Origin of the sequence: Curtobacterium sp. A7_M15, from assembly GCF_030705415.1 — a bacterium.
Lineage (GTDB): Bacteria > Actinomycetota > Actinomycetes > Actinomycetales > Microbacteriaceae > Curtobacterium.
In genome coordinates this window covers 1-13,541 of record NZ_JAUZED010000096.1, presented here as the reverse complement: position 1 = coordinate 13,541, position 13,541 = coordinate 1, and the positions used below count along the sequence as shown (strand labels likewise).

11 protein-coding genes are annotated in these 13,541 nt (G+C 70.9%); 8 read left to right on the top strand and 3 right to left on the bottom strand.

The features are described from left to right. On the bottom strand, positions 1–1,099 hold a 1,099-nt coding region (locus Q7F20_RS14770; RefSeq protein WP_305740829.1), incomplete at its 3' end, for a glycerophosphoryl diester phosphodiesterase membrane domain-containing protein. 344 nt (positions 1,100–1,443) lie between these two features. On the opposite strand from Q7F20_RS14770, the gene mtrA reads away from it, so the two are divergent. The 6 genes from mtrA (at position 1,444) to secA (ending at position 10,114) form a co-directional block, all read left to right on the top strand. Continuing rightward, positions 1,444–2,118, top strand: coding sequence for an MtrAB system response regulator MtrA (mtrA, locus tag Q7F20_RS14765; RefSeq protein WP_305740828.1), 675 nt, complete (start codon positions 1,444–1,446; stop codon positions 2,116–2,118). 5 nt (positions 2,119–2,123) lie between these two features. Then, complete coding sequence (mtrB, locus tag Q7F20_RS14760) at positions 2,124–3,806, top strand: MtrAB system histidine kinase MtrB (RefSeq protein ID WP_305740827.1); 1,683 nt, start codon at positions 2,124–2,126, stop codon at positions 3,804–3,806. Next, a complete protein-coding gene (locus Q7F20_RS14755; RefSeq protein ID WP_305740826.1) occupies positions 3,806–5,488 on the top strand; it encodes an LpqB family beta-propeller domain-containing protein in 1,683 nt (560 codons plus the stop codon). The genes mtrB and Q7F20_RS14755 overlap by 1 nt, the downstream gene beginning before the upstream one ends. A gap of 95 nt (positions 5,489–5,583) precedes the next feature. Further along, a complete protein-coding gene (locus tag Q7F20_RS14750) occupies positions 5,584–6,291 on the top strand; it encodes a ComF family protein (protein ID WP_305740825.1) in 708 nt (235 codons plus the stop codon). 179 nt (positions 6,292–6,470) lie between these two features. Further along, positions 6,471–7,175: a ribosome hibernation-promoting factor, HPF/YfiA family gene (gene hpf / locus Q7F20_RS14745; protein ID WP_305740824.1), complete on the top strand. Its 705-nt coding sequence runs from the start codon at positions 6,471–6,473 to the stop codon at positions 7,173–7,175. Positions 7,176–7,333: 158 nt separating this feature from the next. After that, a complete protein-coding gene (secA, locus tag Q7F20_RS14740) occupies positions 7,334–10,114 on the top strand; it encodes a preprotein translocase subunit SecA (RefSeq protein WP_305740823.1) in 2,781 nt (926 codons plus the stop codon). 213 nt (positions 10,115–10,327) lie between these two features. Here secA and Q7F20_RS14735 read toward each other — a convergent pair whose 3' ends face one another. Continuing rightward, the gene (locus tag Q7F20_RS14735; RefSeq protein ID WP_370871697.1) at positions 10,328–10,657 is read right to left on the bottom strand and encodes an Rv3235 family protein; all 330 of its coding nucleotides are present in this window, start codon (positions 10,655–10,657) and stop codon (positions 10,328–10,330) included. Between the two features lie 201 nt (positions 10,658–10,858). Here Q7F20_RS14735 and Q7F20_RS14730 point away from each other — a divergent pair, with 201 nt between their 5' ends. Then, complete coding sequence (locus Q7F20_RS14730) at positions 10,859–12,367, top strand: sensor histidine kinase (RefSeq protein WP_305740822.1); 1,509 nt, start codon at positions 10,859–10,861, stop codon at positions 12,365–12,367. 193 nt (positions 12,368–12,560) lie between these two features. Here Q7F20_RS14730 and Q7F20_RS14725 read toward each other — a convergent pair whose 3' ends face one another. After that, entirely contained in the window at positions 12,561–12,809 is a 249-nt protein-coding gene (locus Q7F20_RS14725) for a WhiB family transcriptional regulator (RefSeq protein ID WP_022904217.1), read from the bottom strand. Positions 12,810–13,069: 260 nt separating this feature from the next. Here Q7F20_RS14725 and Q7F20_RS14720 point away from each other — a divergent pair, with 260 nt between their 5' ends. After that, entirely contained in the window at positions 13,070–13,492 is a 423-nt protein-coding gene (locus tag Q7F20_RS14720; protein WP_305740821.1) for a hypothetical protein, read from the top strand. Positions 13,493–13,541: the final 49 nt, after the last annotated feature.

The window sequence follows — 13,541 nt, the reverse complement described above, 5'->3', positions numbered from 1 at the left end:
CCGGCCACGGCTGCTGCGGCACCGGACCGCCACCCGGCCAGGTCTGCCCCTGCCCCGGCCACGCCTGCCCGGGCCAGGGCTGCCCCGGCCACGTCGGCCGGTCCACCCGCGGCGCAGGCGCGAACGGGTCGCCCGGCTGCCCGGTCTCGAGGTGCGACGCGATCCGCTGGTCGAGCGCCTCGGTCCGGATGCGTCGGTCGATCGCCAGGAACGTCACGACGGACGCGGACAGCACGTCGGTGATGCACTGCACCGCGATGCCGAGCAGGCTCCCGACGACGATCGCCACGATCCCGCCGACCCCGGCGCCGGACGCCACCCCGGTCTGTCCGAGCGGGTCGAACGTCCCGCCGACGAGCGTCGCGCCGATCGTGAGCGGGACCGAGGCGATCGACACCGCGAAGGCGAACACGACGTGCACGAGCAGGATGATGCCGAAGGTGCGCCAGAAGGCCCCGCGGGTGAGCCGCCAGGACTGCGCCGCCGCCTGGAAGACCGGGCGCCCCTCGAGCGCGATGGTCGGCACGGTGAACGCGAACTTCGTCCCGAGCCAGACGAGCACGACCGTGAACCCGAGCCCGAGCAGGAAGAACGCGAGCAGGAACGCGCCGAAGCGGGTGCCGCTGCCGGACAGTCCGGCGACGGCCGCGATCATGACGACCACGAAGACCGTCCCGATCACCGCCCCTGCCGCGAGCTGCAGCAGGATCCACGCGACGACCGACCAGCGTCGCCCGGCGAGGAGGGCCCAGAGCCCGCGGAAGGTCGCGCGTCGCCCGAGGATGCGCTGCCCGGTGTCCGCGGCGACCGGGGCGACGAGGAAGCCGCGTCCGAGGTACGCCAGGAACGGCAGCCCGATCGACAGCAGCAGCCAGAGCGTCACCGAGCCGGCGATGATCGACTCCTGTCCGTTCGTGTCGCCGTCGACCGCCGAGAACATGCGGGACTGGAGGGCCCTCTGGCCGAACGCACCCGCGAGCGTCGAGAGCAGCCCGAGGACCCCGCTGAGGAGCACGCTCCAGAGCAGGAGCACCCGTGCGTTCCGCCGGAACACGGTGAAGGCCCCGCTCAGGACGTCCCCGAGCCCGAGCGGTCGCAACGGGATGACGGGCCGCGACCCCGCGGGAGGCGGGCCGGCGGGAGGCGGGCCTGCCGGAGGTGGACCCGCCGGCGGTGGGCCCGGCCACGAGGCGGACGGGCCCCCGACCTGGTGGGGCCGAGCCGCGCCTCCTGGACCGTGTCCCTGACCGTCCTGCGGACCGCCGGGCGCCCCCGGTACCTGCCAATCGGACATCGCCGCCCCCTCGTGGTCCCCGACCGCGCACGCGGAAGACGCGGTCGACACCCATCCTGTCGGAAAACGCCGTCGCACGGGGCCTCGGCTATCGTGAGTGGTCAGGTGCCGACCGGGTACCGCCGCACGTCACACGGAGTCCCCATCACATGACACCGCGCATCCTCGTCGTCGACGACGACCAGGCCCTCGCCGAGATGATCGGCATCGTCCTCCGCTCCGAAGGCTACGAACCCGAGTTCAGCGCCGACGGCAACGACGCCGTCGACGCGTTCCACGGGACGAAGCCCGACCTGGTGCTGCTCGACGTGATGCTCCCGGGCATCGACGGCATCGAGGTCTGCAAGCGCATCCGCGCGGAGAGCGGCACACCGATCATCATGCTCACCGCCAAGGGCGACACCTCCGACGTGGTCGCCGGGCTCGAGAACGGCGCCGACGACTACGTCGTGAAGCCCTTCAACCCGAAGGAGCTCGTCGCCCGCATCCGCACGCGGCTCCGGCCGACCGCTGCCGACGCCACGGTGCTCCACGTCGGCGACCTCACCGTCGACGTCGCCGGGCACGAGGTCCGTCGCGGTGACGCGGTCATCGCGTTGACCCCGCTCGAGTTCGACCTGCTGCGGGCGCTGTCCGAGAAGCCGAACCAGGTGTTCACCCGCGAGATGCTGCTCGAGCAGGTCTGGGGCTACCACTACAAGGCGGACACCCGACTGGTGAACGTGCACGTGCAGCGTCTCCGCGCGAAGATCGAGCACGACCCCGACAACCCGAAGATCGTCACCACGGTGCGCGGCGTCGGGTACCGGGCCGGAGGAGCCTGAGCACCGTGCCGTCCGCAGCGTCGACCGGCGGCGTCGCCGTGCAGGGCAGACTCGCCCGCGCCGGCCGCCGCCTGCGACGGTGGGTCAGACGCGGCTGGCGGGCCGTGGCGTACCTGTGGCGCCGGTCCCTCATGTTCCGGTCGGTGGCGATCACGGTGATGACCACCGGCCTCGCGGTCGCGATCATCGGCACGGCCGTCATGATCAGCATCTCGAACAACGTCTACTCGCAGCGGCGCGACCAGATCGAGTCCGAGTCGGCCCGCGCGACGATCGTCGCGCAGGGCATCTTCGACGCGGCCACCGCCGGCGAGGACAACAACCAGAGCGAGCTCGAGACGCTCCAGAGCGAGGCGCAGCAGGCGATCCTGTCGAACACCACGAGCCCCGGCGGTACGAGCATCGCCATCGAGCGCAGTCCCGACCAGCCCGGGCCGCAGACGGTGCAGAACGTCGCGAGCCAGGGCTTCCCGGACGCCGTCATCACCGACGCGCTCCGCAAGCAGGTCGGCAAGAACACCGGCACGCTCAGCCTGCAGCCGGTGCGGCTCGAGGACGACGGCCGCCGCCAGCCCGGGCTCGCCGTCGGGTCGACCCTGCAGATCCCGAGTGCCGGTCAGTACGAGCTCTACCTCGTCTACGACCTCTCGGACGCACAGCAGACCCTCGACTTCGTCTCGCAGACGCTCTCGATCGGCGGTGTCGCGCTCATGGTGCTCATCGCACTCGTCACCTCCCTCGTGGTCCGGCTCGTGGTCGTGCCGATCCGCGGTGCGGCCGAGACGAGCCGGAAGATCGCCGCCGGCCGGCTCGACGAACGCATCCCGGTGCGCGGCAACGACGACATCGCCACCCTCGCCCGCAGCTTCAACGGCATGGCCGACGCGGTCAGCCGGCAGATCACCCAGCTCGCCGAGCTCTCCCGAGTGCAGCAGCGCTTCGTGTCCGACGTGTCGCACGAGCTCCGGACCCCGCTCACGACCATCCGGCTCGCGGGTGACATGCTGTTCGACTCCCGCCACGCCTTCGAGCCGTCGGTCGGCCGGTCCGCCGAGCTCCTGCACGCCCAGGTCGAACGGTTCGAGCTCCTCCTCGCCGACCTCCTCGAGATCTCCCGGTTCGACGCGCAGGCGGTGCACCTCGACCCGGAGCCCGTCGTCCCCGCCGCCCTGGCGACCGACATCGTCGACGAGTTCCGGCCCCTCGCCGAGCGCGCCGGGATCGACCTGCAGCTCGTCACACCCGGCGGCCACACCACCGTGCAGCTCGACGCGAAACGCATCCGCCGCGTGCTCCGCAACCTCGTCGGCAACGCGATCGAGCACGGCGACGCGAAGCCCGTGCAGATCGTCGTCGACAGCGACGCCCGCTCCGTCGCCATCGCCGTCCGCGACCACGGCGTCGGCATGCCGCCCGAGGACGCCGCGCGCGTGTTCGACCGGTTCTGGCGCGCCGACCCGAGCCGCAAGCGGACCATCGGGGGCACCGGACTCGGGCTCGCGATCTCGCTCGGCGACGCGAACCTGCACGGCGGCCGCATCGACGTCTGGTCGCGCCCCGGCGAGGGCTCCACCTTCGTGCTCACGCTGCCCCGCAACGACCGGGTCACGGTGACGACCTCGGCGATCCCGCTCCCGGACCTCGACGAACCCTACGACGGCCCCCGCGCCGTCAGGGAGGACGACTGATGCGCACCCGACTCCGCACCCTGGTCGCCACGGCGCTCGCCGCACTGACGATCGTCGCCGTGTCCGCGTGCGCCGCGATCCCGACCGACGGGGCCGTGCGCTCCGGCGGTGTGATCAAGGACCAGTCGGTGTCCGGCGTCGACTACCGACCCGGCAAGCCGGTCCCCGGAGCCGACCAGACGACGATCCTCCGCGGCTTCATCGCGGCCGGGACCGGCGCGGCGGACGACTACGCCGTCGCACGGGAGTTCCTCGCCTCGAACTTCTCCACCAAGTGGAACCCGCGGCGCTCGGTGACGATCCAGCCCGGCAACCCGGCGATCGAGCGGGTCGGCGAACGCGAGCTGACCTACACCCTCACGGCCAGCGCGTCGGTCGACGCCGACGGCGAGTACACCCAGGCGGTCCGGCCGACCTCGTCCACGCTGACGTTCCAGTTCACCCGCGAGGACGGCGAGTGGCGCATCGCCTACGCCCCGGACGGCATCATCCTGTCGCCGGTGAACTTCGAGACGGTGTTCCAGCAGCACGCGCTCTACTTCTACGACCCGACCTACAAGTTCCTCGTGCCCGACGAGCGCTGGTTCCTCGCCAGGTCGTCGACGAGCACCCGCATCGCGAGCGCCCTCCTCGCCGGGCCCGCGAGCTGGCTCAAGGGGGCCGTGGTCACCGCGTTCCCCGAGGGCACGCAGCTCTCCCTGAACGCCGTCACCATCGAGAGCGGGACCGCCCTCGTCGACCTGTCCAGCGACGCCCTGCGCGCCAGCAGCCAGGACCGGATCCGGATGCGCGAGCAGCTGAGCAAGTCGCTCGCCTCGGTCGCCACGGTGTCCTCCGTCGACATCACCGCCGAGGGCACGACCTTCTCCGTCCCCGACGGCAGCGGCTCCGGCGCGCAGCAGAACCCCGACGTCGACGCCCGTCCGCTCGTCGACCAGGACGGCACCGTGGGCTACTCGGCCCTCGGGGGCGGGAAGATCGCGCAGCTCGGCAACGGCATGGGCGACGAGATCGGCGACCTCGGACCGTCCTCCTTCGCGCTGTCCGCGTCCGGCACGGCAGCCGTCGTCGGGAACGACGACGGGGTGACCGTCGTCCGCGGGCGCAGCCACCTGCGCATCGACGCCACCGACGACCTGGTCCCGCCGTCCATCGACGACCTCGGGTTCGTCTGGGTCGCGTCCGAGGAGAACACCCGACGCATCACCGCGTACGGCCTCGGTGGTGATCCGCACGCGGTCAGCACCACGCTCCCGACCGGTGACCTCGTGTCGTTCCAGATCTCGCGCGACTCGACCAGGGCACTCGCCCTCATCCAGACGAACGACGGGCCGAGCCTCTACGTGATGGCCGTGGTGCGCGGGGCCGACCGCACCCCGACGTCACTCGGTCCGCCGGTGCGCGTGCAAGCGGCCACCGGGGACGCCGTCGGCGCCGCGTGGATCAGCGACTCCGACGTCGCCTCGGTCGGACAGACGTCCTCGGGCCCCGACGTCGTCCGCTCCACGATCGGCGGCCAGGCGAGCACCCTGCCGAAGCCCGACGGCCGGGCGACCGAGATCGTCGGTGGGAGCGGCGGTTCGATGCTCCTGCGCATGTCCGACGGGTCCGTGCTGCAGTCGACCGGCGGCGGTTGGGACACGACGGGGATCAGCGCGGACGTGCTCGGCGTGCAGCGCTGAGGTCGTTCCTCCACAGGGCGGCGGTCCAGGAGGCGCGTCCCCAGCTCCAGGGATCGGCACCCGCCCGGTGGCGGGTGGCGACCAGGATCGTCGGCATGACGATCCGAGACGGTGACCGGGCCGGAGCGCCGGTCCGCCAGTCCTGGTGGGACGCGGTGCTCGCGGTCCTCGGGCTCTTCCTCCCGGTGGACTGCGTCGGGTGCGGCCGAGCGGACCGCGCGCTCTGCACCGTGTGCCGGTGCACCCTCGCCGCCGCACCCCGTCGGGTGCGTCTCGTCGCGGGCGTCCGGCTCGACGCGGCGTTCGAGTACACCGGTCTCGTCCGGACGATGCTCCTCGAGCTCAAGCTGCGCGGACGGGTGGACCTCGCCGGGCCCCTCGGCGCGCGGTTCGGCGGGCTCGTCCGTGCGGCGCTCGCCGATGCCGGTCCCGGGGTCGTCCTGCTGAGGGTCCCGCCGTCACGCCGGGGTGCACGTCGGCGGGGGTTCGACCCGGTCGTCCTGCTGGCGGCGCGCGGGGGAGTGCGGCGGTCGCGGGCGCTGAGCCGCGTGCCCGAGCGGGGGCGGAGCCCGTCCGCCGGTGGCCGCGCGGCAGGGCACGGCGGGCAGAAGGAACGCAGCGCGGTGGAACGCGTGGCAGCGACGGTCGGCACCCTCTCGGTCACCGGGGTGTCCGGCCGGGCGGTCGTCGTGGTGGACGACGTCGTGACCACCGGCGTCACGATGGCCGAGGCGGTCCGTGCCGTGCGTGCCGCCGGTGGCCGGGTCGTGCGGTGCGTCGCGGTCGCGAGCGTGGACGACTGAGGCGGTCGCCGGGCGGCCGTGCATCGGTGAACGCTCGGTGACCACTGTGTGTCCGGTGGGTGTCCGGCCGACTCACCGACGGCGCGTGACGCCCGGGCGTCACCGGGTCTAGCCTCGCGGCAAGGCGTTCGGGATCGCCGGATGGAGGCGACGCGCTGAGTCTGGATGGGAGCCGCCACATGGACGTGACGATCACGGGCCGGAACATCGGGGTCACCGACCGATTCCGCACCTACGTCGAACAGAAGTCCGAGAAGATCGACGTGCTCGCCGACCGCGCCCTCGCGTTCGAGGTGCGCATCAGCCGCCACAACGAGAAGTCGGGTGGGCAGGGCGAGGACCGCGTCGAGCTGACACTCATCGGCCCCGGCCCCCTCGTGCGGGCCGAATCCGCGGCGTCGGACAAGTACGCCGCCTTCGATCTGGCGTTCGCCCGGATCATGGAACGACTCCGCCGGGCGCGCGACCGCCGCAAGGTGCACCGCGGGCGCCACCGTCCGACCTCGGTGGCCGAGGCCTCCGGCACCGCCTTCGAACGGATGGGGGTCGTCCCCGCCGACGGCAAGCTCATCGAGGACGTCGCGACCGGAGCAGTCCCGGTGGTCGACGCGACCGCCGAGGACGACGAGAACGAGGTCTACAGCCCCGTCGTGATCCGGCACAAGGTCTTCGAGGCCGGTCCCATGACGGTCGACGACGCCCTCTACTTCATGGAGCTCGTCGGACACGACTTCTACCTGTTCGTCGACGCGGAGACGCACCGGCCGAGCGTGGTCTACCGACGCAAGGGCTGGGACTACGGCGTGATCGGCATCGACGACCCGACCGCCGACCACGCTCCGGCAGGCGCGTCCGAGTCGGAGCCGGCGGTCGCGATCGCCTGACGATCGCTCACTACGGCAGACCGCAACCGGGTGTGCGCGGACCGTTCGCGGGCCGCGCACACCCGCTGCGTTCACAGCGGCCGGAGTCGGCGGGTTGCTAGCATGACTGGCTGTTCGCATCGCGCAGGTCGCGCGTGACGATCTCGTAAGGAGCTCACGTGGCAAACGTGCTGGAGAAGGTCCTCCGCATCGGCGAAGGACGCACCCTCCGACGGCTGAAGGCGTACGCCTCGGCCATCAACGACCTCGAGGACGACTTCGCGAGCCTCACCGACGAGGAACTCCAGGACGAGACCAAGGAGCTCCGCGAGCGCTACGCGAACGGCGAGACCCTCGACGACCTGCTGCCCGAGGCGTTCGCCGCCGTGCGTGAAGCAGCGAAGCGCACCCTCGGCATGCGGCACTTCGACGTGCAGCTCATGGGCGGTGCGGCACTGCACCTCGGCAACATCGCCGAGATGAAGACCGGTGAAGGCAAGACCCTCGTCGCCACGACGGCCGCGTACCTCAACGCCATCCCGTCGCGCGGCGTGCACGTCATCACCGTCAACGACTTCCTCGCGTCGTACCAGTCGGAGCTGATGGGCCGCGTGTTCCGCGCCCTCGGAATGACGACCGGCTGCATCATCGCGAACCAGTCCCCGGCCGAGCGTCGTGAGCAGTACGCCGCCGACATCACCTACGGCACGAACAACGAGTTCGGCTTCGACTACCTCCGCGACAACATGGCGTGGCAGGCGTCGGACATGGTCCAGCGCGGCCACTTCTTCGCGATCGTCGACGAGGTCGACTCGATCCTCATCGACGAGGCCCGTACCCCGCTCATCATCTCCGGCCCGTCCTCGGGCGAGGCGAACCGCTGGTTCACCGAGTTCGCGTCCATCGCCACCCGCCTCACCCCGGGCGAGGACTACGAGGTCGACGAGAAGAAGCGCACCGTCGGCGTGCTCGAGCCCGGCATCGAGAAGGTCGAGGACTACCTCGGCATCGACAACCTGTACGAGTCGGCGAACACCCCGCTCATCTCGTTCCTGAACAACTCGATCAAGGCCGTCGCCCTGTTCAAGCGCGACAAGGACTACGTCGTGATGAACGGCGAGGTGCTCATCGTCGACGAGCACACCGGCCGCATCCTGATGGGCCGTCGCTACAACGAGGGCATCCACCAGGCGATCGAGGCCAAGGAGGGCGTCGAGGTCAAGGCCGAGAACCAGACCCTCGCCACGGTCACGCTGCAGAACTACTTCCGCCTCTACCAGAAGCTGTCCGGCATGACGGGTACGGCCGAGACCGAGGCCGCCGAGTTCATGTCGACCTACAAGCTCGGCGTGGTGCCGATCCCGACGAACAAGCCGATGCAGCGCATCGACCAGACCGACCTCGTCTACAAGAACGAGAAGGCGAAGTTCGAGCAGGTCGCCGAGGACATCGCCGAGCGCCACGAGAAGGGCCAGCCGGTCCTGGTCGGCACGACGAGCGTCGAGAAGTCCGAGTACCTCTCCAAGCTCCTCGCGAAGAAGGGCGTCAAGCACGAGGTCCTCAACGCGAAGAACCACGCGCGTGAAGCCGCGATCGTCGCCCAGGCAGGTCGACTCGGCGCCGTGACGGTCGCCACGAACATGGCCGGTCGCGGGACCGACATCATGCTCGGTGGCAACTCCGAGTTCCTCGCCGTGCAGGAGATGCACGCCAAGGGTCTGTCCCCGACGGAGACGCCCGAGGAGTACGAGGCCGCGTGGGACGACGTGTTCGAGCGCGTCAAGTCGGAGATCAAGGACGAGGCCGAGAAGGTCCGCGAGGCCGGCGGCCTGTACGTGCTCGGTACCGAGCGCCACGAGTCCCGCCGCATCGACAACCAGCTGCGCGGCCGTTCGGGTCGTCAGGGCGACCCCGGTGAGAGCCGCTTCTACCTGTCGCTCACCGACGACCTGATGCGCCTGTTCAACTCCGGTGCCGCCGAGAGCCTGATGGGCCGCTCGAACGTGCCGGACGACCTCGCGATCGAGAACAAGCTCGTCGGCCGTGCGATCCGGTCGGCCCAGGCGCAGGTCGAGGGCCGCAACGCCGAGATCCGCAAGAACGTCCTCAAGTACGACGACGTCCTCAACCGCCAGCGTGAGGCGATCTACAGCGACCGCCGCCACATCCTCGAGGGCGACGACATCCACGACCGTGCGCAGTCGTTCCTCAAGAGCGTCGTCGACGACGTGATCGACTCCCACACCGCCGAGGGCAACGCGGACGACTGGGACCTGGACGCCATGTGGACCGAGCTCGGGACGCTGTACCCGATCTCGATCTCGATCGACGAGGTCATCACCGAGGCCGGCTCGAAGGGCAAGGCCTCGCGCGAGTTCCTCGGCCGCGAGATCCTCTCCGACGCCAAGCTCGCCTACCAGCAGCGCGAAGAGATGCTCGGCGACGAGGCCATGCGTGAGCTCGAGCGGCGGGTCGTCCTCTCCGTGATCGATCGTCGCTGGCGCGATCACCTCTACGAGATGGACTACCTCAAGGACGGCATCGGTCTCCGCGCGATGGCGCAGCGCGATCCGCTGGTCGAGTACCAGCGCGAGGGCTACGCGCTGTTCCAGAGCATGATGGGCCAGATCCGCGAAGAGTCGGTCGGCTACCTCTTCAACCTCGAAGTGCAGGTCCAGTCCGACGGCGAGAACGCCGTGATCGAGGCCAAGGGGCTCGGTGAGGACGAGGTGTCCGGTCTCGAGTACTCCGCGCCGTCGATCGACGGCGAGGTCGAGGTCCGTGACGAGCGCGGTCGCCTCGAGCAGGCGGCGACGGCCCGGGCGCAGAAGGCGCAGGCCGAGGCCGAGGCAGCCGCGGGGCCGGAGCAGGGCTCCGCGTTCGGCAGCGCCGCGACGGCGTCCGGTCAGGCCGCCGCGAGCAACCGTGCCGAGCGTCGTCAGGCCGCCAAGAAGGGCTGACGCGGGCACGTTCTGACGTCACCACGGGCGGACGGGAGGCGCGGTGCCAGCTGGCACCGTCCCTCCCGTCTCGGCCGTCGTGCCGCTGGCGCGTCACGCCGGTACCGGCGGGTGGGGCCCACCTCCCGTCTCGGCCGTCGTGCCGCTGGGGCGTCACGCCGGTACCGGCGGGTGGGGCCCACCTCCCGTCCGTCTCCCATCACGTGACGGGCGTCACAGGACCCCGACCGCCGTCGCGCGCCACCGTCCCTGCCGCTCCTCCAACCGCATCGCGACCGCCCGCGCGTGACTGCGCGTGTGGACCACCACCGTCGCCTCGGCCACCCCCGCGGCCGGACGACACACGATCACGCTCCCGACCCGGAGCAGCGCGCGTCCGCGCGACCGCCCACCGAGCTGTCGGGCCCGCGCGGCCACCGACGCCCGCTGTTGGAGGTGTCGGTGCACCTCGTCGGTGATCCAACGGGCGATGCTGTCGACCTCGCGCGATCCCGTCAGGACCTCGGCGACGCAGAGTCCGAGCGCCCGCGCTGTGTCCTCCACGTCGGTCGGGGGCGGAACCGCCCTGAGCCGAGGGACGTCTCCCATCGGCTCCGCATCATCGATCCGGCGTGCTTCCTCGACCACCCCTGCCCCTTTCATCGAGCCTGAGCGTAGGGCGAGTACAACATGAGAAATATGACTGCGTGCGGGCCTGTGGAGAGAGCGGAGTTGTCCACAGAGGCGCGCACCTAGACTGGGCGGGTGTCGACCCTCAGTGACCTCGTCCTCGCACAAGGCCGTTCCTCCGAAGCCGACGTGGAGTGGCTCCACCTGCTCGTCGGGGACTGGCAGCTGCTCGCCGACCTGTCCTTCGCGGACATGGTCCTGTGGGTCCCGACCGCCGAGGACGGCTCGTTCGTGGCGGTCGCGCACGCGCGCCCGAGCTCCGCGGCGACGCTGTTCTACCGTGACATCGTCGGGCAGGAGATCCGCGAGGAGTGGCGCGAACAGGTCACCGAGAGCTTCGTCGGCGCGAAGGTCGTCGACTCCGCCGAGCCGGACTGGTACGAGGACACCCCGACGCGCGTGCGGGCGATCCCGGTGCTCCGACGCCTGAACGCGAACAGCGCCGAGACGACCGAGCGCCCGATCGCGGTCGTGACGCGGCACTCGAACCAGGACGAGTCCCGGACGCCGAGCCGGCAGGAGCTCAACTTCACCGCGAGCGCGAACGACCTGTTCGGCATGATCGCGACCGGCGACTTCCCTGACCTCGGCGCCCCGGCGGGTCCTCGTCGCGGCGCACCGCGTGCCAGCGACGGCCTGTTCCGACTCGACACGAACGGGATCGTGACGTTCGCCAGCCCGAACGGCCTCAGTGCGTTCAACCGCATGGGGTTCGAGGGCGAGCTCGAGCGGAAGTCGCTCGCCGAGGTCACCACGGAGCTCATCGGCGCCCAGCTCGACGTCGACGAGTCGCTGCCCCTGGTCGTCACCGGCCGTGCGCCGTGGCGTGCGGACATCGAGTCGAAGGGTGTCACGGTGTCCCTGCGGTCGATCCCGCTGCGCGACCACGGCGAGCGGATCGGCGCCGTCGTGCTCTGCCGTGACGTCACCGAGATGCGCCACCAGGAGCGCGAGCTCATCACCAAGGACGCCACGATCCGCGAGATCCACCACCGCGTCAAGAACAACCTGCAGACCGTGGCGTCGCTCCTGCGCATCCAGGCCCGGCGCACGCACTCGGAGGAGGCTCGGACGTCGCTGCAGAACGCGATGCGTCGCGTCGCCGCCATCGCGGTCGTGCACGACACCCTGTCGACCGGCCTCAGCCAGAACGTCGACTTCGACGAGGTCTTCGACTCCGTGCTGAAGCTCGTGACCGAGGTCGCGGCATCGCACAACACGACGGTCCGCCCGAAGAAGACCGGCGAGTTCGGGGTGCTGCCCTCCGAGGCGGCGACCCCGCTCGCGCTCGGGCTCACCGAGCTCGTCACGAACGCCGTCGAACACGGGCTGGACGGCCGCGACGGCGAGGTCGAGATCGTGGCGGAGCGCTTCGACGACCACCTCGACATCCAGGTCCGCGACAACGGCCGGGGTCTGCCGGAGGGCAAGGTCGGGTCGGGCCTCGGGACGCAGATCGTCCGGACCCTGATCCAGGGCGAGCTCGGCGGGACGATCGACTGGCACACCCTGACCGGAAGCGGCACCGAGGTGACCATCACGATCCCGTTCCGCTGGCTGACGGCGACACCGGGCGCCGCGTAGGCCGCCCCGCCCGGCGGGGGCGGCCCGCGGGTTTCGTCACCCCCCCCCGCGGGGGGGGGCCCCCCACGACCGTGACGGGGCGCGGAACGTGGAACCTCCGAAACCCCAGCGCCCCCGCCACCCGGCCCCGCACACGACGACGCCCGCCGGCCCCGAGGGGGCGGCGGGCGTCAGGCGTGCAGTGGGCGCCGGGTCAGGAAGCGCGGCGAGCGCGGGCGGCGCGACGCTTCAGCGCGCGGCGCTCGTCCTCGCTCAGGCCACCCCAGACACCGGAGTCCTGGTTGTTCTCGAGGGCGTACTGCAGGCACATCTCGGTGACCGTGCATCGAGCGCAGACCGACTTGGCCTTCTCGATCTGATCGACGGCCGGTCCGGTGTTCCCGACGGGGAAGAAGAGCTCGGGGTCCGCGGTGAGGCAGGCTGCCTGGTCACGCCAGTCCATGTGTGGTGCTCCTTGAAATCGATGCTCGAACGGCAGGCCGGGGCCGCGGTTCGGGGATCGGAACGCTGAGCATGCATGAGGCACGAGGGAACACCTGTGGGGGAGGAGTCCGCTGGAAGCGAGTCTGACGCCCGCAGAACGCTCGGGGGAGGAGCATCGAACCACGGGAGACGCACACCACATCGTGCCGTCCAAACGACCTCCAGTATCGTTCCATACTGGTAGGGCCAAATCAAGGGTTCCGACGCTGGAGGAATGCTGTGCCCGACACCACCCCGACCGAGTCCGACCCCGCCGAACGGCGGTCGCCCGCGCTCCTGGCGCTCCTGGTCGTCGTCGGACTCGAGTTCGCAGCCCTCGTCGTCGTCACGATCGTCCTCGTCGTCGAACTGATCGTCGCTCCGGCCACGAGCATCGCGTCCGGGATCGCGCTGACGGTCCTCGCGGCGATCGCGGCGCTGTGGCTCGGCTCGCTCTTCGTCGGCCTGCGGAACCGCCGTCCGTGGGTGCGGTCCGGCATCATCGTCTGGCAGGTGCTGCAGGGTGCACTCGCGATCGGGGCGTTCCAGGGCGTCTTCCGTGTGCCCGCGGTCGGCTGGTTCCTGCTCATCCCCGCGCTGCTGGGCATCACGCTGGTGCTGTCGCGACCGGTGACGGACGCGCTCGCCCGTCCGGTCGAGTAGAAGGTCCGGATCGACGGACGGGAGGCGCGGTGCCAGCTGGCACCGCGCC

Coding starts and splice junctions, on each gene's coding strand:
- Q7F20_RS14750 (WP_305740825.1), top strand. CDS start 5,584: ATGACGATCCGAGACGGTGACCGGGCCGGAGCGCCGGTCCGCCAGTCC.
- Q7F20_RS14755 (WP_305740826.1), top strand. CDS start 3,806: ATGCGCACCCGACTCCGCACCCTGGTCGCCACGGCGCTCGCCGCACTG.
- Q7F20_RS14725 (WP_022904217.1), bottom strand. CDS start 12,809: ATGGACTGGCGTGACCAGGCAGCCTGCCTCACCGCGGACCCCGAGCTC.
- mtrA (WP_305740828.1), top strand. CDS start 1,444: ATGACACCGCGCATCCTCGTCGTCGACGACGACCAGGCCCTCGCCGAG.
- hpf (WP_305740824.1), top strand. CDS start 6,471: ATGGACGTGACGATCACGGGCCGGAACATCGGGGTCACCGACCGATTC.